Annotated in this window: 19 protein-coding genes; 12 read left to right on the forward strand and 7 right to left on the reverse strand. The window is 70.2% G+C overall.

What is annotated here, in order from left to right; all coding sequences use genetic code 11:
* The first annotated feature begins 28 nt into the window (after positions 1–28).
* Both ACG04Q_RS19565 and groL read left to right on the forward strand, forming a co-directional pair.
* Positions 29–319, forward strand: coding sequence for a co-chaperone GroES (locus ACG04Q_RS19565; RefSeq protein ID WP_268167201.1), 291 nt, complete (start codon positions 29–31; stop codon positions 317–319).
* Between the two features lie 83 nt (positions 320–402).
* Entirely contained in the window at positions 403–2,052 is a 1,650-nt protein-coding gene (gene groL / locus ACG04Q_RS19570) for a chaperonin GroEL (RefSeq protein ID WP_394512964.1), read from the forward strand.
* An 82-nt stretch (positions 2,053–2,134) separates the two neighbouring features.
* On the opposite strand, the gene ACG04Q_RS19575 is transcribed toward groL, so the two are convergent.
* Together ACG04Q_RS19575 and ACG04Q_RS19580 are read right to left on the reverse strand one after the other, a co-directional pair.
* Positions 2,135–2,962 (reverse strand): MipA/OmpV family protein, encoded by an 828-nt coding sequence (locus ACG04Q_RS19575; protein WP_394512965.1) that lies wholly within the window; start codon positions 2,960–2,962, stop codon positions 2,135–2,137.
* A gap of 31 nt (positions 2,963–2,993) precedes the next feature.
* Positions 2,994–5,177, reverse strand: coding sequence for a tetratricopeptide repeat protein (locus ACG04Q_RS19580; RefSeq protein ID WP_394512966.1), 2,184 nt, complete (start codon positions 5,175–5,177; stop codon positions 2,994–2,996).
* A gap of 87 nt (positions 5,178–5,264) precedes the next feature.
* Here ACG04Q_RS19580 and ACG04Q_RS19585 point away from each other — a divergent pair, with 87 nt between their 5' ends.
* Complete coding sequence (locus tag ACG04Q_RS19585; RefSeq protein ID WP_394512967.1) at positions 5,265–7,301, forward strand: DUF1631 family protein; 2,037 nt, start codon at positions 5,265–5,267, stop codon at positions 7,299–7,301.
* 3 nt (positions 7,302–7,304) lie between these two features.
* On the opposite strand, the gene yihA is transcribed toward ACG04Q_RS19585, so the two are convergent.
* On the reverse strand, positions 7,305–8,078 hold the full coding sequence (yihA, locus tag ACG04Q_RS19590; protein ID WP_394512968.1) for a ribosome biogenesis GTP-binding protein YihA/YsxC: 774 nt from the start codon (positions 8,076–8,078) through the stop codon (positions 7,305–7,307).
* Between the two features lie 70 nt (positions 8,079–8,148).
* Here yihA and ACG04Q_RS19595 point away from each other — a divergent pair, with 70 nt between their 5' ends.
* From ACG04Q_RS19595 to ACG04Q_RS19620, 6 genes are all read left to right on the forward strand, one after another.
* The gene (locus tag ACG04Q_RS19595; protein WP_394512970.1) at positions 8,149–8,769 is read left to right on the forward strand and encodes a c-type cytochrome; all 621 of its coding nucleotides are present in this window, start codon (positions 8,149–8,151) and stop codon (positions 8,767–8,769) included.
* Between the two features lie 75 nt (positions 8,770–8,844).
* Complete coding sequence (locus ACG04Q_RS19600; RefSeq protein WP_394512972.1) at positions 8,845–10,917, forward strand: cytochrome c biogenesis protein ResB; 2,073 nt, start codon at positions 8,845–8,847, stop codon at positions 10,915–10,917.
* A complete protein-coding gene (gene ccsB, locus ACG04Q_RS19605) occupies positions 10,914–12,263 on the forward strand; it encodes a c-type cytochrome biogenesis protein CcsB (RefSeq protein WP_394512973.1) in 1,350 nt (449 codons plus the stop codon). The genes ACG04Q_RS19600 and ccsB overlap by 4 nt, the downstream gene beginning before the upstream one ends.
* Positions 12,264–12,296: 33 nt before the next feature.
* Positions 12,297–12,941, forward strand: a complete 645-nt coding sequence (locus ACG04Q_RS19610) for a response regulator (protein WP_394512974.1) — start codon at positions 12,297–12,299, stop codon at positions 12,939–12,941.
* Positions 12,942–13,050: 109 nt separating this feature from the next.
* A complete protein-coding gene (locus ACG04Q_RS19615) occupies positions 13,051–14,643 on the forward strand; it encodes a hybrid sensor histidine kinase/response regulator (protein WP_394512975.1) in 1,593 nt (530 codons plus the stop codon).
* 45 nt (positions 14,644–14,688) lie between these two features.
* Positions 14,689–15,453, forward strand: coding sequence for a sensor histidine kinase (locus tag ACG04Q_RS19620; RefSeq protein ID WP_394512976.1), 765 nt, complete (start codon positions 14,689–14,691; stop codon positions 15,451–15,453).
* Between the two features lie 22 nt (positions 15,454–15,475).
* Here ACG04Q_RS19620 and ACG04Q_RS19625 read toward each other — a convergent pair whose 3' ends face one another.
* Positions 15,476–16,492, reverse strand: a complete 1,017-nt coding sequence (locus ACG04Q_RS19625) for a sensor domain-containing diguanylate cyclase (RefSeq protein ID WP_394512977.1) — start codon at positions 16,490–16,492, stop codon at positions 15,476–15,478.
* Positions 16,493–16,522: 30 nt separating this feature from the next.
* Complete coding sequence (locus ACG04Q_RS19630; protein WP_394512978.1) at positions 16,523–17,002, reverse strand: Lrp/AsnC family transcriptional regulator; 480 nt, start codon at positions 17,000–17,002, stop codon at positions 16,523–16,525.
* 113 nt (positions 17,003–17,115) lie between these two features.
* Between ACG04Q_RS19630 and ACG04Q_RS19635 the strand changes: the two genes are divergently transcribed.
* From ACG04Q_RS19635 to ACG04Q_RS19645, 3 genes are all read left to right on the forward strand, one after another.
* Complete coding sequence (locus ACG04Q_RS19635) at positions 17,116–20,646, forward strand: indolepyruvate ferredoxin oxidoreductase family protein (protein ID WP_394512979.1); 3,531 nt, start codon at positions 17,116–17,118, stop codon at positions 20,644–20,646.
* A gap of 101 nt (positions 20,647–20,747) precedes the next feature.
* On the forward strand, positions 20,748–21,413 hold the full coding sequence (locus ACG04Q_RS19640) for a hypothetical protein (RefSeq protein WP_394512980.1): 666 nt from the start codon (positions 20,748–20,750) through the stop codon (positions 21,411–21,413).
* A gap of 169 nt (positions 21,414–21,582) precedes the next feature.
* On the forward strand, positions 21,583–22,140 hold the full coding sequence (locus tag ACG04Q_RS19645) for a pyridoxamine 5'-phosphate oxidase family protein (RefSeq protein ID WP_394512981.1): 558 nt from the start codon (positions 21,583–21,585) through the stop codon (positions 22,138–22,140).
* 1 nt (position 22,141) lies between these two features.
* Here ACG04Q_RS19645 and ACG04Q_RS19650 read toward each other — a convergent pair whose 3' ends face one another.
* Both ACG04Q_RS19650 and ACG04Q_RS19655 read right to left on the reverse strand, forming a co-directional pair.
* Positions 22,142–22,285 carry a hypothetical protein gene (locus ACG04Q_RS19650; protein ID WP_394512983.1) on the reverse strand — a complete coding sequence of 48 codons (144 nt, stop codon included), beginning with the start codon at positions 22,283–22,285 and terminating at the stop codon, positions 22,142–22,144.
* 54 nt (positions 22,286–22,339) lie between these two features.
* The gene (locus tag ACG04Q_RS19655) at positions 22,340–22,699 is read right to left on the reverse strand and encodes a hypothetical protein (RefSeq protein WP_394512984.1); all 360 of its coding nucleotides are present in this window, start codon (positions 22,697–22,699) and stop codon (positions 22,340–22,342) included.
* Positions 22,700–22,702 lie beyond the last annotated feature (3 nt).

Consider the following 22,702-nt stretch of genomic DNA (forward strand, 5'->3'; position numbering starts at 1 on the left):
GCGGTTCAAACTCTCTGAAGGAGACCCCATGAAGCTGCGCCCCCTGCACGATCGCGTGATCGTTCGCCGCCTGGAACAGGAAACCAAGACCGCCTCGGGCATCTTCATCCCCGACAACGCCGCCGAGAAGCCCGACCAGGGTGAAGTGCTGGCCGTCGGCCCCGGCAAGCGCAACGACAAGGGCGAGTTCGTGACCCTGAACGTCGTCGTCGGCGACCGCGTGCTGTTCGGCAAGTACTCCGGCCAGACCGTCAAGGTCGACGGCGAGGAACTGCTGGTCATGCGCGAAGAAGACCTCTTCGCCGTCGTGCAGAAGTAATTGCCTTCCGGGGCGACGCGCAAGCGGCCCCAACGACTCAGAGAAATTGACTCTGACCCCAATTTAAGTATTCGGAGAATCAAATGGCAGCAAAAGACGTGATCTTTGGCGGCGAAGCCCGCGCCCGCATGGTTGAAGGCGTCAACATCCTGGCCAACGCGGTCAAGGTAACCCTGGGCCCCAAGGGCCGCAACGTGGTGCTGGAGCGCTCGTTCGGCGCCCCCACGGTGACCAAGGACGGCGTGTCGGTCGCCAAGGAAATCGAGCTGAAGGACAAGCTCCAGAACATGGGCGCGCAGATGGTCAAGGAAGTCGCTTCCAAGACCAGCGACAACGCCGGTGACGGCACCACCACTGCCACCGTGCTGGCCCAGGCCATCGTGCGCGAAGGCATGAAGTACGTGGCCGCCGGCATGAACCCGATGGACCTGAAGCGCGGCATCGACAAGGCGGTCGCCGCCCTGGTCGCCCAGCTGAAGGCTGCCTCGAAGGCCACCACCACCTCCAAGGAAATCGCTCAAGTCGGCACGATCTCGGCCAACAGCGATGCCGACGTCGGCCAGATCATCGCCAACGCGATGGACAAGGTCGGCAAGGAAGGCGTGATCACCGTTGAAGACGGCAAGAGCCTGAACAACGAGCTGGATGTCGTCGAAGGCATGCAGTTCGACCGCGGCTACCTGTCGCCCTACTTCATCAACAACCCCGAGAAGCAAGCCGCGATCCTGGACAACCCGTTTGTCCTGCTGTTCGACAAGAAGATCTCGAACATCCGCGACCTGCTGCCCACGCTGGAGCAAGTGGCCAAGGCCGGCCGCCCGCTGCTGATCATTGCCGAAGAAGTCGACGGCGAAGCGCTGGCGACGCTGGTGGTCAACACCATCCGCGGCATCCTGAAGGTCGTCGCCGTCAAGGCGCCTGGCTTCGGTGACCGTCGCAAGGCCATGCTGGAAGACATCGCCATCCTGACGGGCGGCAAGGTCATCGCCGAAGAAGTCGGCCTGACGCTGGAGAAGGTCACGCTGGCCGACCTGGGCCAGGCCAAGCGCGTCGAAGTGGGCAAGGAAAACACCACCATCATCGACGGCGCCGGCGCTGCTGCCGACATCGAAGCCCGCGTCAAGCAAGTGCGCATCCAGATCGAGGAAGCCACCAGCGACTACGACCGCGAGAAGCTGCAAGAGCGCGTGGCCAAGCTGGCTGGCGGCGTGGCCGTCATCAAGGTCGGTGCTGCCACCGAAGTCGAGATGAAGGAGAAGAAGGCCCGCGTGGAAGACGCGCTGCACGCCACCCGTGCTGCCGTTGAAGAAGGCATCGTCGCCGGCGGCGGCGTGGCCCTGCTGCGTGCCAAGCAAGCGGCTGGCGAAATCAAGGGCGACAACGCCGACCAGGACGCCGGCATCAAGCTGATCCTGAAGGCCATCGAAGCCCCGCTGCGCGAGATCGTCTACAACGCCGGCGAAGAGTCGTCCGTCGTCGTCAACGCCGTGCTGCAAGGCAAGGGCAACTACGGCTACAACGCCGCCAACGGCACCTATGGCGACATGATCGAAATGGGCATCCTGGACCCGACCAAGGTGACCCGCACCGCGCTGCAGAACGCCGCGTCCGTCGCATCGCTGATGCTGACGACCGAGTGCATGGTGGCCGAGTCCCCCAAGGACGACGCCCCGGCCGGCGGCATGCCCGGCGGCATGGGCGGCATGGGTGGCATGGGCGGCATGGACATGTAAGTCCACGCCGGCGACCCACCCGTCGCTGACAAACAGAAGGGGCTCCCGCGAGGGAGCCCCTTTTTTCATGCCCGCAGCGGCCTCAGTCGCTGGCGCTGGCGGCCGAGCGCATCAGCGTGTAGCTCAGCCCGATGCCGTAGGTGAAGCCCGTCGTCTGCCGCACCAGCGCGCTGTCGCGGTTGGCCGCGCCGGCCAGGCTGTCCAGCCGGCCGAAGGCGTACAGGCGCAGATCGGGCGTCAGGCTCTTCGCGACGCTGCCGCCCAGCCTCCACGCGATCAGGCCCGCCTTCGCGTCGAACGCCGGCCGGTCCGGCAGCGCCTCGGCGGCCATCACGCCGTAGAAGGCGGCGCCCAGCCGGCGGTCGCCCACCACGGCGCCGACGCTGGCGCCGTAGGCCCAGCCGTCGGCCTGCGGGCGGTGCTGCCAGGACAGCCGCGGCTCGAACGTCATGCCGCGGTGGCGGCTCAGGTTGCGCAGCTCGAACACGCCACGCACCGGCAGTTCCAGCACCAGGCGCTCGGCGGCGCCGCGGCCGTTGACGAACCAGCGCGCCACCGGCCCGGCCTCCACCAGCGTGCCCAGCCGCGGCATGCCCGCGCGGGCCCGCAGCGTCTCGGAGCCCGAGCTCAGCGTGCCGGCGAACGACACGTCCAGCTCGAAGTCGTCCGTGCGCACCGCGCGCAGGCCGGCGCCGTCGCCATCGGCGCGCAACACCTTCCCGCGGTAGATCAGGTAGGGTAGCACCAGCGCGCGGCGGGCCTGCTGGTCCGAGCCCGGGTAGGCCTGCTGCGAGATGCCGGCCGCGCCGACACCCAGCTCCCACAGCGGCGGCGCGTCGCGTCGTGACGCAGGTTCATCGGCCCACGCGGCGGTGGCGGCCAGGCACAGCAACGGAAGAAGGCGCTTCATGGACGGCGGGTCGGAGTGAGGATGGCGCGCATCATGCCGTCAGCAGCGCCAGCCAGGCCTCGGCAAAGCGGCCGGCGTCGCACAGCGGGCTGGCTGCCATGCGCCCGCGCAGGCCGGCTCGCAGCGTGGCGAGCGCCATGCGATCCTGCACGCGCAGCGCGGCCAGCCGCACGAAGTCGTCGGTATCGCGCGCCACCCAGCCGTCCGCCAGCCCCAGCGTCTGCGCAAAGCTCAGCCCCTGGCGGGAGATGGGCGCCGCGCCCGGCAGCGTCAGCGCCGGCACGCCCATCCACAGGCCGTCCAGCGTCGTCATGCCGCCGCTGTGGGGCCACGGGTCCAGCGCGATGTCCACACGGGCGAAGGCGGCCAGGTAGTCGGCCAGCGGGCCCGGGCCTTCCAGGTCCAGCCGCGCCACGTCGCCGGGCCAGCGTGCGAGCAGCGCGGCGCGCTCGGCGTCGTGCTGCAGGCCCGGCGCCTTCAGCAGCAGCCGGCTGCCGGGCACGGCCGCCAGCACGCGCGCCCACAGCGCCAGCACATCGTCACCCAGCTTGTGCAGCGCGTTGAAGCTGCCGAAGCGCGGCGCGTCGCCCAGCGCCACCACGGCCGGCGCCTGTGCCGGCGGTGCGTAGACCGTGAAGCTGTGCGGCAGCCGCAGCAAGGGCTCGACGAAGCCGGCTTCGGCGTCGTCCGGCAGCAGCCAGCGGTCACCAACGACGCCGTCCATCTGCGCCAGCCCGGTGCTGCCCGCATAGCCCAGCCAGCTGAACTGCCGCGGCGCGGGCCGGCGCGCGAACACGCCCAGCCGGTGGCCGCCGGTATGGCCATGCAGGTCCACCAGCACGTCGATGCCGTCCGCGGCAATGCGCGCCGCCAGCGCCGCATCGTCCAGGCCTGCCACGTCCAGCCAGCGCGGCACGCTGGCGCGCAGCGCGGGCGTCAGCAGCGCGTCCGAGGCGCCGGCGTAGACGAACAGCTCGCAGCGCGCCGCCAGCGCCGGCAGCCAGGCCCGGGCCAGCCGCCCCACCGGATGCTGGCGCAGGTCGGCGGACACCAGCCCCACGCGCAGCGGCCCCGCAGCCCGCGGCGGCCGCACCACGGCCGGCGCGGCGATGAGACGCCCCACCTTCGCCGCCTCGGCCCGCAGCGCGGCCGGCGCGCCGCCGCGGTACGCACGCAGCAGCAGCCGGTCGCTGTGCGCCGTCACCAGGCCGGGCTGCTGCGCGATGAGCCGGGTCAGCGCCCCGTCCGCCTCGTCCAGCCGCCCCTGCCGCTTCAGCGCCTGGGCCAGGTTGTGCAGCGCGTGTGGCGATGCCGGCGACGCGGCCAGCGCGTCGCGGCAGGCGGCCACCGCGTCGGCATGGCGGTCCTGCGACAGCAACAGGCTGCCCAGATTGATCAGCACGCCAGCACGCCGCTCGCCGGACAGCCCCGCCGCCAGCGCGGCGCCCAGCACCGCTTCGCCGCGCCCGGGCCGAAGCAGCGCCAGGTTGCAGGCCGCCTCCGCATGGCCGGCATCGATCGCCAACACCCGCGCCCAGGCCTCGGCTGCACCGTCCTCATCCCCACGCTGCAGCAGCCACTGGCCGAGCAGAAACCACGTCGGCACCCGCTGCGGCGCCAGCCGCAAGGCCTCGCGCAGTTGCGCCAGCGCCTCCTCCTCGCGCCCGGCGGCGGCCAGCGCCGTGGCGGCATGCTCGCGCAGCGCGGCGTCGGCCGGCTGCGCGGACACGGCGGCGCCGAACGCATCGGCCGCGTCGCCGTGCCGCCCCAGCGCCAGCAGCGCACGGGCGCGATTGCCCAGCGCCGCGACCAGCCGGGGCTGCACGCGCAGCGCGGTGTCGAACGCGGCCAGCGCGCGCGCCGGTTGCTGCAGCGCCAGCAGCGCATTGCCCAGGTTGTTGTGCGCGCCGGCCAGGCCAGGCTGCAGCCGCAGCGCCTGCTCATACGCCGCGCAGGCCTCGTCCCACTGCCCACGGGCGGCCAGCAGCGCGCCGAGGTTGGCGGCCAGCTCGGCATCCTGCGGCAGCAGCTGCATCGCGCGACGCAGCGCCGGCAGCGCATCCTGCCCCAGCATCTGCTGCGCCACTGACAACGCTTTCCACAACTGGCCGTCATCGGGCCGCGTGTCAATCAGCGCGCGGGCCTGCTGCGCCATCTCGGCATGGCAGCCATTCCGGAAAAGCGTGAAAAGCTGCTGAAGTGCGGCGTCGGCCATGTGGTTAAGGGGTGGTAGTGAGCCGCAACTCCGCGGGGCGCACCAAGACGGCGCCAGATAATCGCATCGCGCCGCTTCCAGTCGTCCATGTCCCCTCACCTGCATCCTCACGAACTGATCGACCACGCCCTTCTGGAGGCCGGTCCGCTCGCCCGCGAGCTGCTGAATCTGGTGCAGGACGAACTGGACGCACAACCCCAGCACTTCCCGCTGCGCGAGGGCTGGCGCAAGGTCAGGGCGGGTTTTGCGGCCGACTTCGAGGGCCGGCTCATCGAGCTGCTGCAGGCCGGCCGCCGCGGCGAGGACCCGCTGTACCGCCCCTTGCATGCCGCGGGCCTGGAAGGCCTGAGCCTGGTGGATGAGCACCAGGCGCTGCAGGACGTGGCCATCGCCCACGTGACGCACACCGCCGAGGAAATGAGCCGTGCCGAGCTGCACCAGATCGGCAACTTCTACGCCGCGCTGCGCGGCATCGCCCGCGCCCGCGAGCGCGACAACCCGCTGCGCCCCGCCCTCTACGCCCACGCGCTGCACCACGCGCTGGCCGCCAGCCCGCTCGCCGCACAGGCCCGGTACGAGCTGATGCGTGCTGCGGCGCAGCCGCTGGCGAGGGCGCTGAACCGCCAGTACGTGGCCGCCTGCGCCACGCTGCACGCCGCCGACATCGGCGACATGGTGGCCTCGCACGGCCACGCGCAGACCGATCCCCTGGCCCACCAGCGCCTGGCCGCCGCGCGCGGCATCGGCGCACGCGCGCCGTCGCACGGCACGCTGGACGGCCTGTCGCGCCGCGTCGACGCCGTCAACTCAGGCCCGCAAGGCCTGGGCGCGGCCCCACCCCGCGACCCCGCAGCCCCCGCGCCGTTCGTGCGCTCGACCGGCCCCGACATGCTGAGCCGGCTGTACGACCAGATCCTGGCCGACCCGCGCCTGCTGCCGCCGCTGAAGGCGTTGCTGGCGCGGCTGCAGATCGCGGTCGTGCGGCTGGCGCGCGCCGACTCCATGCTGCTGCGCCGCCAGGACCACCCCACGTGGGCGCTGCTGAACCGCGTCGCCGCGCACGGCATGGCCTTCGGCCGTGCCGACGACCCGCGCTTCGTCGACTTCCTGCGCTTCATGGAGGCCGAGGCCCAGTTGCTGGTGGACGCACCGACGCCCACCGCCGGCCTGTTCCAGCAGGTGCTGGTGCGCGTCGATGCCCACATCGACCAGCAGGCCCGCCAGAGCAGCCAGCGCAACGCCGTCGCGCTGGCCGCGCTGGAGCGCGAACAGCTGCGCAGCGAATGGCGCGACCTGATCCGCGAGCAGATCGACCACCAGATCGCCGACGCCCCGCTGGGCCCGCGCGTGCACCGATTCCTGCAGACGGCCTGGGTGGACGTCATCGTCAACGCCATGGTGCGCCACGGCCGCGACTCGCAGGAGGCGCTGGCCGCGATGGAACTGGTGGACGCCGTCATCGACAGCCTGACGACGCCGCGCGACATGGCCGACCGAGAGGCGCTGCGCATGCGGCTGCCGGTGCTCATCGAGCGGCTGGTGGCCGGCTGCGACAGCATCCAGCTGCCCGAAGCCCGGCGCGAGCCCCCACTGACCGAACTGATGGGCCAGCACGCGCGGCTGCTGCGCGGCCTGCCGGCGCTGGAAGCCGGCGCGCGCCGCCCCGCCGCGCCGCCGCGGCCCGACGCGATGGGCAACGCGGCGCCGGTGTCGGCCGACGAGATCGTGCGCCGACTCATGGAGGAGCGCGACTCGCAGGTGCCGTCGCACTGGCTCAGCGCCGACGTCGACCGCGGCGAGCTGCCGACAGTGCCGGTGCAGCTCTACAACGAACACGACTCGCCGGACGCCCGCGCCGCGCTGCAGCGCTGGATAGACGGGCTGCAGATCGGCCGCTGGTTCCACCTGTTCATCCAGGGCGACTGGCACACCGCGCAGGTCGCGTGGATCAGCGAAGGTCGCCAGTTCATGCTGTTCGTGGGCCGCGAGGCGGACGAGCGCCTGCCGCTGACCCGCGGCGCGCTGGAGGCCCTGCTGGCCAACGGCCTCATCACGGCGCTGGAGGACGACAGCGTCGTGCAGCGTGCCGTCGACACGCTGATGAGCGACCTGGATGGCGGCTGAGCCTCAGTCCTGCGGCTCGACCGGCGGGGCCGCGGCAAGCACTGCGTCCGGCACCTCGCCGGAGCTGCGGTGCGACTGCACCCACTCCCGCAGCGCCAGCGCCACGTCGCCGACGCCGCTCTTCTTCAGCGCCGAGAACAGCGTCACCGCCACATCGGAATGCTCGGTCGACAGGCCGGCCAGGTAGTCGGTCGTGTCGCGCAGGATGGCGTCGGCCTCCTTGCGGTTGAGCTTGTCGGACTTGGTCAGCAGCACCAGCAGCCGGATCTCGCCGGTGGCCACGCGGGCAGCAACGAACTCCAGCAGCTGCTTGTCCAGGTCGGTCAGGCCCAGGCGCGAGTCCACCATCAGCACGACGCCGGACAGGCTGCGGCGAATGGCCAGGTAGTCGGCCATCACCTTCTGCCAGCGCTGCTTGGCGGACTTGTTGACGGCCGCGTAGCCGTAGCCGGGCAGGTCGGCCAGCAGCGCGTCGGCGGCGTCCTTGGGGCCCAGCTCGAACAGGTTGATGTGCTGCGTGCGGCCGGGCGTCTTGGATGCAAACGCGAGCCGCTTCTGCTGCGCCAGCGTGTTGATGGCCGTGGACTTGCCGGCGTTGGAACGGCCGACAAAGGCGATCTCCGGCAGCTCGGTGGCAGGCAGGTGCACCAACTGGCTGGCGGTGGTCAGGAAGCGCGCGGTATGCGTCCAGGCCAGCGCGAGCTTCTCGGTGACGGGGGCCGACGCGGTGGCGTCAGCGGGGACCGAGGTGTCGGCATCAGGGATTTCGTTGGTCATGGGCGGGTCGGGCGCTGTGATTCGGCATTGTAAAATTTGAAGGTTGCGCCCTTTGGAATCCAACAAATCCATGAAGACTGTCGCCATTTTCCTGTCGAGTCTGCTGCTGGCCGCCACGGCCTCCGCGAACGAGCCGGCCGCTGCGCCGGCCAAGCCCGATCTCGCCAAGGGTGGCGCCCTGTCCTCCCAGGTCTGCGCGGCCTGCCACACGGCCGACGGCTCGCGTGGCAGCCCGGCCAACCCCATCCTGGCCGGCCAGCACCCCGAGTACCTGGCCAAGCAGCTGGCCGAGTTCAAGAGCGGCAAGCGCAAGAACGCCGTCATGAGCGGCATGGCCGCGCCGCTGTCGGATGAAGACATGCGCAACGTCGCCGCGTTCTACGCGTCCAAGACCGCCAAGCCCGGCTTCGCGAAGAACAAGGACACCGTCGCGCTGGGCGAGAAGATCTGGCGTGGCGGCATCGCCGACCGCAGCATTCCCGCCTGCGCGGCCTGCCACGGCCCGACGGGCGCCGGCATCCCCGCGCAGTACCCGCGCCTGGCCGGCCAGCACGGCGACTATGTGGAGGCGCAGATGGTGGCCTTCCGCAGCGGCACGCGCGCCAACAACCCGGTCATGGCCGGCGTGGCCGCGAAGATGAACGACAAGGAAATCAAGGCCGTCTCCGACTACGTCGCGGGACTGCGTTGATCCAGCGCAAGCAGCCTCGCTGAACGAAGGCCGGTGTCACGCACCGGCCTTTTTTGTTGGCCGAAACTCCGCCCGATGTCCTCCGCCACCGCCCCCCGCCCCTCGCCGGCCCGCGAACTGCTGGACCTGCTCGCGTCCATGCGCTTTGCGATCGCGCTGCTCAGCGTGATCTGCATCGCCTCGGTCATCGGCACCGTGCTGCGCCAGAGCGAGCCGCTGGGCAACTACATCAATCAGTTCGGCCCGTTCTGGGCCGAGGTGTTCGGAGCGCTGGGGCTGTACACGGTCTACAGCGCGCCGTGGTTCCTGGTGATCCTGGCCTTCCTGGTCGTCTCGACCAGCCTGTGCATCGCCCGCAACACGCCCAAGATCCTGGCCGACCTGAAGAGCTACAAGGAGGGCGTGCGCGAGCAGTCGCTGCAGGCCCACCACCACAAGGCCATCGCCGAGCTGCCCAGCAACCCCGAGATGGCGATGGCCGAGATCGGCAGCACGCTGACGGCGCTGGGCTGGAAGGCCCGCGTGCAGCGGCGCGAGCACGGCATCATGATCGCCGCGCGGCGCGGTGCGGCCAACAAGATCGGCTACCTGGCGGCGCACTCGGCCATCGTGCTCATCCTCATCGGCGGCGTGCTGGACGGCAACGCGATGGTCAAGCTGGCCATGTGGGTGCAGGGCAAGCAGCTCTACACCGGCTCCGGATTCATCTCCGAGATCAAGCCGGAGCACCGCCTGTCCGCCGCCAACCCGAGCTTCCGCGGCAACGTGTCGGTGCCCGAGCGCCAGCGCCAAGGCATCGCCGTGCTGAACCTGCCCAGCGGCGTCGTGCTGCAGGACCTGCCGTTCGACATCGAGCTGAAGAAGTTCAGCGTCGACTACTACCCCACCGGCATGCCCAAGAGCTTTGCCAGCGACATCGTCATCCACGACGGCGGCACGCGGCGGGAGGCGACGGTGAAGGTCAACGAGCCCGTCATCCACAACGGCCTGGCCATCTACCAGAGCAGCTTCGAGGACGGCGGCAGCCAGCTGAAGCTGAAGCTGCTGCCGCTGTCCGGCGGGCCGACGACGAACCTGGACGGCCGCGTCGGCACCAAGCTGGCGCTGGGCGAGCAGACGCTGGAGCTGGACGGGTTGCGCGTCATCAACGTGGAGAACCTGGCCGGCGAGGCCAACGCCAGCGGCGCCGACGTGCGCAAGGTCGACCTCGGCGAGAGCCTGAGCAAGCACCTGGGCAGCGGCGCCAAGGGCGACAAGGCGAAGTCGCTGCACAACGTGGGCCCGAGCTTCAGCTACAAGCTGCGCGACGCGGCCGGCCAGGCGCGCGAGTTCAACAACTACATGCTGCCGGTCGCGCTGGACGGGCGGCGCGTGTTCCTGGCCGGCATGCGAGAGTCGCCGGCCGAGAGCTTCCGCTACCTGCGCATGCCCGCCGACGAGCGCGACAGCCTGGACGGCTGGCTGCGGCTGCGCCACGCGCTGGCCGATCCAAAGCTGCGCGATGCCGCCGCGCGCGCCTATGCCGCGTCCGCCACGCCGTCGGCCCAGCCGCAGATGCAGTCGCAGCTGCAGCTGACGGCCCAGCGCGCGCTGACACTGTTCTCCGGCGCCGCGGCGCAACCCGGTGACGAGGTCAAGGGGGGGCTGCCGGCGCTGTCGCAGTTCATCGAGCGCGACGTGCCCGAGGCCGAGCGCCCGCGCGTGTCCGAAGTGCTGCTGCGCATCCTCAACGGCAGCCTGTTCGAGCTGCACCAGCTCGCCCGCGAGCGCGACGGCCTCAAGCCCTCGCCCATCGACGACGCCACGCAGGCCTTCATGACGCAGGCCGTGCTGTCGCTGTCCGACAGCCTGTACTACCCCGCGCCGGTGCTGTTGCAGCTGCAGGAGTTCGAGCAGGTGCAGGCCAGCGTGTTCCAGGTCGCCCGCGCGCCGGGGCAGAAGCTCGTTTACCTGGGCGCCCTCTTGCTCATCGTCGGCGTCTTCGCGATGCTCTACATCAAGGAGCGCCGGCTGTGGGTGTGGATCGCGCCCAGCGCCGACACCGCCAGCTCGCAGGTGCGCATGGCCATGTCCAGCACCCGCGAGTCACCCGACAACGCCACGCTGTTTGCGCAGCTGAAAGCAGCCGTGCTGAAAGACAAGACATGAACACCACCACCTTCGACCTGCCGCGCCGCCATGCGCTGCAGCGCCGCGACGCGCTGGACTGGGTCTTCGCCGCCCTCGTGCTGCTGGGCGGCGGCTACGCGTTCAGCCGCTACCACGCCAGCATGGACGTCTACGAGCAGGGCATCCTGGCCTGCGCGCTGCCGTCGTTGATCGCGCTGGGCTGGTTCTGGAAACCGCTGCGGCTGCTGTGCGTCGCCACCGGCGCCGCGGCGCTGCTGGCCATCGCGCTGTACGCGCGCCAGACCGACGCCTTCGGCGCCGACCTGGCCGCCGCGGACAAGGTCTTCCTGCTGAAGTACATGCTGTCCAGCCAGAGCGCCATCCTGTGGATGAGCCTGCTGTTCACGATGAGCATGCTGTTCTACTGGGGCGGCTTCTTCACCGGCGCCGGGCGCAACAGCGTGGCCGAGGTCGTCGGCTCCAAGCTGGCCTGGGGCGGCGTGTTCATGGCGCTCGTGGGCACGCTGGTGCGCTGGTACGAGAGCCACCAGATCGGCCCCGACATCGGCCACATCCCGGTCAGCAACCTCTACGAGGTGTTCGTGCTGTTCTGCTGGATGACGACGCTGTTCCACCTGTACTACGAGCAGCGCTTCGCGACGCGGTCCCTGGGCGCCTACGTGATGCTGGTGGTGACCGGCGCCGTCGGCTTCCTGCTCTGGTACACGGTGGCACGCGAGGCGCAGGAGATCCAGCCGCTGGTGCCGGCGCTGCAGAGCTGGTGGATGAAGATCCACGTGCCGGCCAACTTCGTCGGCTACGGCGCGTTCGCGCTGGCGGCCATGGTGGCGCTGGCCTACCTGCTGAAGACGGCCTCCACGCGCGCGCTGCTGGTGGGGCTGGTGGGCGTGCCGGGCCTCATCGTGGCGCTGATCGCCGCGGTGCGGCTGTTCGGTGACATCACGCCCGAGACGGCCACCGGCCTGGTCGGCTGGGCCGGCAAGATCCTTGGCGTCATGGTGTTCCTGGGCCTGTGCGTCGCGCTGCGCCGGCCCCTGAGCGCCCGGCTGCCCGACCTGCCCCAGCTCGACGACCTGATGTACAAGGCCATCGCGCTGGGCTTTGCGTTCTTCACCATCGCCACCATCCTGGGCGCCTTCTGGGCCGCCGAGGCCTGGGGCGGCTACTGGAGCTGGGACCCGAAGGAAACCTGGGCGCTCATCGTCTGGCTGAACTACGCGGCCTGGCTGCACATGCGGCTGATGAAGGGCCTGCGCGGCATGGCGTCGGCCTGGTGGTCGCTGGTGGGCCTGCTGGTCACGACGTTCGCGTTCCTGGGCGTCAACATGTTCCTGTCGGGCCTGCACAGCTACGGCACGCTCTGAGCGTGTGAGGGCCCGCGGCGCCACCGTGCTGGCATGACACACGCCCGCATCTACCTCGTCGACGACCACGCGATGGTACGCCAGGGCCTGCGCGCGCTGCTGGGCCAGGCCGGGCACGAGGTGGTGGGCGACAGCGGCGACCTCACCGTGGCGCTGGCCGAGCTGCAGCAGCTGACGCCCGACATCGTGCTGGTGGACCTGTCGCTGGGCGAGCGCTCCGGCATGGAGCTGCTGGAGGAGCTGCAGCGCCGCCAGCTGCCCGTGCGGCCACTGGTGCTGACGATGTCGGCCCAGCCGCGCCACGTGGGCATGGCGCTCAGGCTGGGCGCCTGCGGCTATGTACTCAAGGGCTCGCCGTCGGAGGAGCTGCTGCAGGCCATCGCCGCGCTGCGCGCCGGCCGCCGCCACCTGGGCCAGGGCGTGGCCGAGCTGGCCGCGCACGCGCTGGCCCAGGGCGACGGCCAGGACCCGTTCGCCAGCCTGTCGGTGCGCGAGCGTCAGGTCGTCACGCTGGTCGTCAACGGCCACTCCAGCAACGAGATCGCCACCGCGCTGCACCTGTCGCCCAAGACGGTGGACAGCTACCGCAGCCGGCTGATGGCCAAGCTGGGAGCGCCGGACGTGACCGCGCTCGTGAAGCTCGCGCTGCGGCACGGCCTCATCAGCGACGACAGCTGAGCCGACCGCCCCTCGTCCGGTGCTATTGCACGGCCTGCGGGCGACCTGACGGCGGCGATCAAGAACTCCCGGCATCGGCTGGTGGGCAGGGTGCCTAGATTGCACCCTCATGAATGCCGCCGAACTCCCCGCCGCCCACGAGGCCCAGCGACTGCAATGCCTGGCCGACCTGGGGCTGAGCGGCCCGCCCGCCAGCGCCGAGCCCGATGCCGTGCTGGACGGCCTGGTGCGCTGCGCCGCGCATCTGCTGGGCTTTCCGATCGCGCTGGTCAGCCTGGTGGGTGCGCAGCGCGTGTGGTTCAAGGCCCGCTACGGCACGGAGCTGGCCGACGGCGACCGCGACACCGCATTCAGCAGCCACGCGCTGCAGGCCGAGGGCCTCTTCGAAGTGCCCGACGCCCTGGCCGACCCGCGCTTCGCGGACAGCCCCTGGGTCACCGGCGCAAACCCCGAGCATCTGCGGCTGCGCGCCTACGCCGGCCTGCCCCTGCAGCTCGACGGCGTGACGCTGGGCGCGCTGGGCGTGGCCGACACCGTGCCGCGCCGGCTGGACGCCGTGCAGGCCACGCTGCTGACCGACCTGGCCGCCGCCGTGAACGCCTGGTTCAGCCACCGCCGCGAGCACGTGGAGCTGCTCGCCAGCCGGGCCGACCTGCAGGACCGCGCCGAGCTGCTGCTCAGCCTCAGCCGCGAGACGCCGGGCATGCTGTTCCAGTACCGCAAACCGCCCGGCCAGAAAGGTTCCCTCAGCTTCATCAGCGGCCAGGCCGACCAGGTGCTGGGCGCTCTGCCGCCATTGCAGCCGCCGAGCCTGCACGCCTATCTGGCACGCTGCCACCCCGACGACCTGCAGGGCCTGCTGCGCTGCATGAGCGCTGCCGCTGCCGCCCACCAGCCCTGGCAGCACCTGTTCCGCGTCTGCCTGCCCGACAGCGCGGCGCCCGGCTGGCGCTCGGCGCACGCCAGCCCGTCGCGGCTCGCGGACGGCACGCTGCTGTGGCACGGCTTCATCGCCGACGTGGACGAGCACGTCGAGATCGAGACACTGCGCCGCGACAAGCTGGCCGCCGAGCGCGCCAGCGCCGAGAAGAGCGCCTTCCTGTCGCGCGCCAGCCATGAGCTGCGCACGCCGCTGAACGCCGTGCTGGGCTTCAGCCAACTGCTGCTGATGGATGACGAGCCGCTCAGCGCCCGTCAGCGCGAACGCCTGGAGTGGGTGCAGGGATCGGCCCGCCGGCTGCACGAACTCGTCGACGGTCTGCTCGACCTGGACCGCGCGGAGCACCGGCGGGGCAGCGCGCCGCACGGCCCGGCGGGCGGCGCCCTCACGCTGCTGTACATCGAGGACGAGCCGCTGAACACGCTGCTGGTGCAGGAGGCACTGCGCGACCGCCCCGAGTGGCGGGTGCTGCACGCGGCCGACGGCCTCGGCGGGCTGGCCCTTGCACGCAGCGAGAGGCCCGAGGTGGTGCTGGCCGACATCAACCTGCCCGGCATCAGCGGCCTGGACGTCGTGCACGCGCTGCGCGCCGACGCGACGCTGGCCCGGACGCTGTGCATCGCGCTGTCGGCCGACGCGACGCCCGCGCAGATCGACCGCGCCATGGCCGCGGGCTTCGACGACTACTGGACCAAGCCGACGGACGTGCTGGAGCTGGCCGGCCGCCTGGCCGATGCGCTGGCCCGCCACGGCGGCCGCTGACCTGCAACAGAAGAACGACGACGACGACCAACCCAGGGAGACCCGATGCACGCCGACACGCACAGCCCGCCGCCTGGGGCCTCGCCGCACATGCCGGCCGACGCTGACGGCGACGCCGCCACCTCCTGTCCGCCCAGGGCGGACATGCTGTCCTACATCGCCCATGAGATCGGCAACCCCGTCAATGCGATCCGTGGCTTCGCGCAGCTGATGCAGGCGTCGCCGCTGCCGGCCGGCCAGGCACAGCGGCTGGCACACATCCTCGAGGCCGTCGAGCGGCTCCAGCACCTGCTTGCCGACGTGGGAGACATCGCGCGCATGGAATCGGGGCAGTTCAGCATCCAGACCCGCCGCATCGAGCTGGGCAGCTTCCTGTGCCACGCCCGCGCTGCGGCGCAGGCCCAGGCGGCGCTCGCGGGGCTGCAGCTGTCATGGCACCAGCCCACCGGCGCGATGAGCGTGTGCGCCGACGAGCGCCGGCTGCGCCAATGCCTGGACAACCTGCTGTCCAACGCGCTGAAGTACGGCCACGGCGGCGGTCGCATCGACATCGAGACCGAGCGGCGTGGCGACCATGTCGTGCTGGCCGTGCAGGACCGGGGCGACGGCTTCAGCGACAGCCAGATGGCCCAGTTGTTCGAGCCTTACAACCGCCTGGGCCGCGACGGCGGTGCCATCCCTGGCACGGGCCTGGGGCTGTCGCTGACGCGCGAGCTGATGCGCGCCATGGGCGGACGGCTGCAGGTGCACAGCGATGGCGCCGGGCGCGGCGCCCGCTTCGAACTGGTACTGCGCGCCGCCGACGCCTGAGCGGTATGCTCCGCGCGGGGCTTCAGGGCGCCGCCGCCCGACGACGCGCCAGCTTGTCGCGATACATCGCCGCGTCGGACTGGCGCAGCACCTCCTCGGCGCCGGCGCGCTGCGGGTCCAGGCAGGCCACGCCCACGCTGGCCCCCGCGTAGTCGACCACGTGCGCACCCGCGGCGTACTGGCCCACGGTGGCCGATGCCAGCCGCTGGCGCATCAGCTGCGCCGCGCCGGCACCATCCTCCGCGAGCTTGGGGCCCAGGCCCACGACGACGAACTCGTCGCCGCCCATGCGCGCCAGCACATCGCCGGCGCGCAGCGCGGCCTGCAGCTTGCGCGCGATGCCGCGCAGGAACTCGTCGCCGGCGTCGTGCCCATGGCTGTCGTTGATCTGCTTGAAGCCGTCCAGGTCGATGGCGCCGGCCAGCAGCCAGCTGCCGGTGCGCTGCGCCAGCGACGTCAGCCGCGACAGCTCCAGCGCCAGCGCGCGGCGGTTCATCAGGCCGGTCAGCGCATCGGTCAGCGCCTGCGCCTGCAGCTCGGCATTGGCCCGCTGCAGCTGCTCCACCAGGCGCTCGCGCGCCACATGCTGCTCAATGAGGCCGGCGAACAGCTTGAGCACATGGCCGGCCTGCGGAGACAGTGGCCGACGCCGCGAGCTGGCCGCGCACAGCGTGCCGTACAGCGCGCCGTCGTCGGTGCGCACCGGCGTGCTGACGTAGGTCTGGATGCCCAGCAGCCGCGCGGCCTCGGAGTCGGCCCAGACCTCACCGACGTTGTCGGTATAAGGGCGGCCCTCGTCCAGTGCGCGCTTGCACAGCGTGTCGCCCCAGGGCACGGACAGTCCCTCCGGGATCTGCAGGTCCTGCGAGTTGCGCGAATACACGATGTGCTGCATCCCCTCGGCCAGGTCCACGGTGGTCAGGTAGGTGGACTCCAGGCCGGTGACGGCCTCCAGCATCTGCAGCAGCGGGCGGGTCAGCTCCTCCAGCGTGCGGGCGCCGTGGACGGAATCGGAGAGCTGGGCGAAGAAGGAATCCATGGGCCTCGGTGGCGTGGTGGACGGGCTACTTTATGCGCCCTGCCCCACCGGCAGCGCCGTCTCGTACTTGACCTCGCGCAGCACCACGTTGCTGCGCACGCTGGCCACGCCCGGCAGCTTGAAGATGTGCTGCTGCAGGAACAGGTCATAGACCTTCATGTCGGCGGCGACGACCTTGATGACGTAGTCCGAATCGCCCGTGATCGCATGGCATTCGATGATCTCGCGCCGCGTGCCGACGAGCTGCTCGAACTGCTCCACCGCGCCCTCGCTGTGCCGCACCAGACTGACCTGGGCCAGCACGAGGATGGACAGCCCCACCTTCTCGCGGTCCACCAGCGCCACCTGGCCGCGTATGACACCGCGGTCCTCCAGCTCCTTGACGCGCCGCCATACCGGCGTGGCCGACAGGCCCACCCGCTCGGCCAGCGCCTGCGTGGACAGCCGCGCGTCGGCCTGCAGCGCCTCCAGGATCTGCAGGCTGGCGCGGTCGAGTTCTGTTTTTTCCATGGATTGACCTTGTTTGAGATAAATCATCTCATTGCCATACGGCTTCGGCGGGATTGAGGCAAGTTCTTGCGCCATGCGCGAGGAAGAATCTCCCGCCCAAGAGGAGACATGCGATGACCGACACCCTGCGCCCCTACCAGCTCAGCGACAACCTCGCGGCCGACGGCGGCGCCGTCTTCCTGACCGGCACGCAGGCGCTGGTGCGGCTGCTGCTGGCGCAGAAGAAGGTCGATGAGCGCGCGGGGCTGAACACGGCCGGCTTCGTGTCCGGCTACCGCGGCTCGCCGCTGGGCATGGTGGACCAGCAGCTGTGGAAGGCCAAGAAGTTCCTCGACGCCGCCCACATCGAGTTCCTGCCCGCCATCAACGAAGACCTGGCCGCCACGGCGTGTCTCGGCGTGCAGCGCGTGGCGCTGGACCCGCAGCGCACCGTCGATGGCGTTTTTGCCATGTGGTACGGCAAAGGCCCGGGCGTGGACCGTTCCGGCGACGCGCTCAAGCACGGCAACGTCTACGGCACGTCGACCCAAGGCGGCGTGCTGGTGGTGTGCGGCGACGACCACGGCTGCGTCTCCAGCAGCACACCGCACCAGAGCGACCAGGCCCTGCAGGCCTGGAGCATGCCCGTCGTCCACCCGGCCAACGTGGCCGAGTACCTGGAGTTCGGCCTCTACGGCTGGGCGCTGAGCCGCTTCAGCGGCGCCTGGGTGGGCTTCAAGGCGATCTCGGAGGTGGTGGAGAGCGGCATGACGGTGGACCTGGACGCCGTGCCGCTGGACTTCGAGCATGCGGTGGACTACGTCGCACCGACGAACCTGCACATCCGCTCGGTCGACCTCCCCTCGCTGGACCTCGAATCGCGCCTGGCCCACAAGCTCGACGCGGTGCGCGCCTTCGCCCAAGTCAACAGCATCGACAAGCACATCGTCACCAGCCCCGCGGCCACGCTGGGCATCGTGACGGTCGGCAAGGCGCACTACGACTTCATGGAAGTGCTGCGCCGGCTGGACCTGGACCCCAACGCCCTGGCCGCGGCCGGCGTGCGCGTCTACAAGGTGGGCCTGGTGTTCCCGCTGGAGCCCACGCGCATCGTCGAGTTCTGCAGCAACCTGACCGATGTGCTCGTCATCGAGGAAAAGGGCCCGGTGGTGGAGCGCCAGATCAAGGAGCTGCTGTACCACCTGCCCGAGTTCCAGCGCCCGCGCGTAGTCGGCAAGACCGACGAGCACGGCGCGCCGGTGCTGAGCGCACTGGGCGAGCTGCGCCCCAGCCGCATCATGAACACCGTGGCCGACTGGCTGGCGCGCCTGAACCCCGCGCTGGACCGCCGCCACCTGGTGGTGGACTTCCTCACGCCCTGCCTGCTCAGCAACGCCGCCGACGGCGTGCGCCGCCAGCCCTACTTCTGCTCGGGCTGCCCGCACAACACCTCCACCAAGCTGCCCGAGGGTTCGCGGGCGCTGGCCGGCATCGGCTGCCACTTCATGGCCAGTTGGATGGAGCGCGGCACCTCGGGCCTGATCCAGATGGGCGCCGAGGGCGTGGACTGGGCGGCGCACAGCCGCTTCACGAAGGAGAAGCACGTCTTCCAGAACCTGGGTGACGGCACCTACTACCACTCGGGCTATCTGGCCATCCGCCAGGCCATAGCGGCCAAGGCCAACATCACCTACAAGATCCTCTACAACGACGCGGTCGCCATGACCGGCGGCCAGCCGGTGGACGGCACCACCAGCGTGCCGCAGATCGCGCGACAGGTGGAGGCCGAGGGCGTGAAGAAGCTGGTCGTCGTGTCCGACGACATCGACAAGTACACCGGCCACCACGGCCTGTTCCCCGCCGGCACCACCTTCCACGACCGCAGCGCCATGGACGCCGTGCAGCGCGAGCTGCGCGAGATCGAAGGCGTGACGGTGCTGATCTACGACCAGACCTGCGCCGCCGAGAAGCGCCGCCGCCGCAAGAAGGGCGAGTTCGCCGATCCCCCGAAGCGCATCTTCATCAACGAGGCCGTCTGCGAAGGCTGCGGCGACTGCGGCGTGGCATCGAACTGCCTCTCCGTCGTGCCCGTCGAGACCGACTGGGGCCGCAAGCGCGCCATCGAGCAGAGCAGCTGCAACAAGGACTTCTCCTGCGTGAACGGCTTCTGCCCCAGCTTCGTGTCGGTGCATGACCCGGTGCTGAAGAAGAAGGCCGGTGCCCGCTACACGGCCCAAGACCTGGCGCGCGAGATCGCCGCCATCCAGCCGCCCGCCGCGTGGCAGTGGACCGGGCCGTTCGACATGCTGGTCACCGGCGTCGGCGGCACCGGCGTCGTCACCGTCGGCGCGCTGGTGACGATGGCCGCCCACCTGGAAAGCAAGCAGGCCTCGGTGCTGGACTTCATGGGCTTTGCGCAGAAGGGCGGCGCCGTGCTGAGCTTCGTGCGCGTGGCGCCGACGCTGGACCTGCTGAACCAGGTGCGCATCGACACCCAACAGGCCGACGTGCTGCTGGCCTGCGACATGGTGGTGGGCGCCTCGCCCGATGCGCTCGGCACCGTGAAGGCGGGCCGCACCGTCATCCTCGCCAACACCCACGAGCTGCCTACCGCCGGCTTCGTGCGCAACCCGGATGCGTCGCTGCAGGCGCCGTCGCTGCTGGAGAAGATGAAGTTCGCTGTCGGCGAGAGCGGTGCGCTCGAGACCATCGACGCGCAGGACATCGCGCAGCGCCTGATGGGCGACACGCTGCCCAGCAACATCGTCATGCTGGGCGCCTGCTGGCAGCGCGGCCTCATCCCCGTCGGCGAGGCGGCGCTGATGCGCGCCATCGAGCTCAACGGCGTGGCGGTCGACGCCAACAAGACCGCGTTCGCGCTGGGGCGCCTGGCCATCGCCGCGCCCGATGCGCTGCAGCGCCTGGCCGGCGACGTCAACGTCGTCAAGCTCTTCAACTTCGACCAGCTCGACGGCCCTGACGGCCTCATCGAGCGGCGCGTGAAGTTCCTGACCGATTACCAGGATGCCGCTTACGCGCAGCGCTACCGCGCACTCGTCGACCGCGTACGCGCTGCGGAGGCGAAACTCGGCAAGGGCCAGCGCCTGACGCAGGCCGTGGCCCGCTACTACGCCAAGCTGCTGGCCATCAAGGACGAGTACGAGGTGGCGCGGCTGTACACCGACGGCCGCTTCGAACAGGCGATGAAGGACCAGTTCGAGAACTGGTCGAGCCTGAGCTTCCATCTCGCGCCGCCGCTGATCGCCAAGCCCGGCGCCGACGGCCGTGCCAGGAAGATCGAGATGGGCTCGTGGACCTTCACCGCCTTCAAGTGGCTGGCGAAGTTCAAGGGACTGCGCGGCGGCGCGCTGGACGTGTTCGGCAAGACCGACGAGCGCCGCATGGAGCGGCAGCTGATCGCCGACTACGAGCGGCTGGTGGACGAGATGCTGGCGTCACTGACCGAGGCCAACCTGGCCACCGCCGTGGAGCTGGCCCGCCTGCCCGAGAAGATCCGCGGCTACGGGCATGTGAAGCACGCGAACGTGGTGGCCGTGAAGAAGCAGTGGCTGGCGTTGCTGGACAAATTCCACGGCCGCGCGGTCGAAGTTGTGGCTCAGCCCGTCGCGATTCCCGTACGTGTCAAGGGTGTGGCGGAGCTGTAGGGCTGCATCTCGGACCCTCAAGCCCCTGGGGAAACTCGCAACCCGGGCTGTCGTCGGCACTGTTTAGACTCCCGCGCCCATTCAACACTACAGGGAGCTCCATGATTCGCCACCACCTCGCCTCAGCCACCGCTTTCATTGCCGTCGTTGGCATGACAGGCTGCGCTTCTGTTCAACATCAGCCCATTTCCACGGAAGCGCTGGCCAAGCTCGATGGCAAGACCGTTGCAACGACGCAGTACGCGACGCCCGACTTCACCGCCTTCACGGCCGGGAAGGCGGCATTTGCGCTGCTTGGCGCCGCGGCCATGATCTCCGAAGGTAATGAGATCGTGAAGACCAACGGCGTTGAAGACCCCGCGATCGCCATCTCTGCCGAATTGTTGAAGAAGCTGACGGCGGCCAAGGCCGTGAAGGGAACGCCGGCCAAGGGGGTGCAGCCTTCCGACAATGCGGCCGCGCTGGTGGCAGCCAACCCTGAAGCGCAATACATCCTCGACTACAAGACGCTGAACTGGATGTTCAACTACTACCCCACCGACTGGAGCCACTACAAGGTGACGTATGTGGGCCGCCTGCGTCTCATCGACGCGGCAACGAAGACCGTCATCGCCGAATCTGCCTGCAATTCCGTGCAGGGCGATGACAAGAATCCGCCGACCAAGGATCAACTGTTGGCGGACAAGGCGGCTCTGCTCAAGAGCCACCTGGCCAAGGCAGGCAGCGCCTGCGTTGACGTGCTCGCCAAGGACGTTCTCAAGATCTGACGCTTGATTAGCAGCCGCCGTGCCATCGGAGCGCCGCTTAAAGCGGCGCTTTTTTGTGCTGCGATGGCCGGCTCTACCGACTTGTGTCCGACGTCGGCGCGGGATGCGAACTGACATCGCCGCGAAGGAGGGGCTTCTATCGTGGCGACGTCATCCATCGGAGTTCGTCATGTCGCCACCCGTCCAGAACCCGGCAGCTCAAGACCTCACCCCCACCCACCCCGACGCGCACAACGCCGACCTGCGCCACGACCTGGCCGGCCCGGACGCCGTCGACAAGATCCGCCAGGTCGTCGACAAGGCCGACACCTGCTTCCTCGTCACGCACGGCGGCGTGCGGCCGATGGGCGTGCGCCAGTGCGACGACGACGGCAACCTCTGGTTCCTCAGCGACAAGCACAGCCACAAGAACGCGCAGATCGAGGCCAACGGCGAGGTCGAGCTGTATTTCCAGGCCACCGAGCACTCCGGCTTCATGCACCTGACCGGCCACGCCATCGTGCTGCAGGACAAGGCCCTCATCGACAAGCTGTGGACGCCGCTGGCCCGCGTGTGGTTCCACGAGGGCAAGGACGACCCGTGCATCAGCGTCATCCGCGTCCATCCCACGCAGGGCCAGTACTGGGACAACAAGCACGGCGACGCCGTGGCCGGCGTGAAGATGCTGATCGGCGCCGCGTTGGGCAAGCAGTTCGACGACGGCCAGGTCGGCAACCTGCGGCCGTGAGCTAGCGGGCCCGGCCGCGAGCCCGGCCGAACACGTCGTTCGCCGGCGTGGCCGGCGTGTCGCCGCGGTCCGCAGCGGCGAGCTGGCGCTCGATCTCCGCGGCCCACGCATCGTCGGGCAATGCGAGGCCGAACTCGACCAGCACGTCCGACAGCAGTCGCTCCGTCTCCGCCGGCAGCGCCTCCGCGCCCAGCGCGGCCTAGCAGTGCGACAACGCCAGCTCCCATTCGCCGTGGGCGCCGAGCGCGCGGGCCGTGGCCAACGTCGGCGGCGGCAGCAGTGGCGCCACTTGGGTGAACACGGCGTCGAACCGCGCTTGCGGCGAGTAGGTCGCGTCTTCGGCAAACCGCGCCACGACACCGAGCGACGCGAGTTGCAGAATCAGCCGTCGTGCGGCCGGCGCTGATGCCACGGAGACGGTCGGGCACCTTCGCTCCAGCAGCGCGTCGGTCTTGCCCTGGGCCGCACCCAGCCCGAGCTGGCAGGCGGCCTGCAGCGCCCGCGTACAACCGACCTTCTGCATGCCGGGCTTGCCACCGACCAGTTCAACCTTCTGCATGAC

It is taken from the genome of Pelomonas lactea, assembly GCF_043555885.1.
Lineage (GTDB): Bacteria > Pseudomonadota > Gammaproteobacteria > Burkholderiales > Burkholderiaceae_C > Pelomonas > Pelomonas lactea.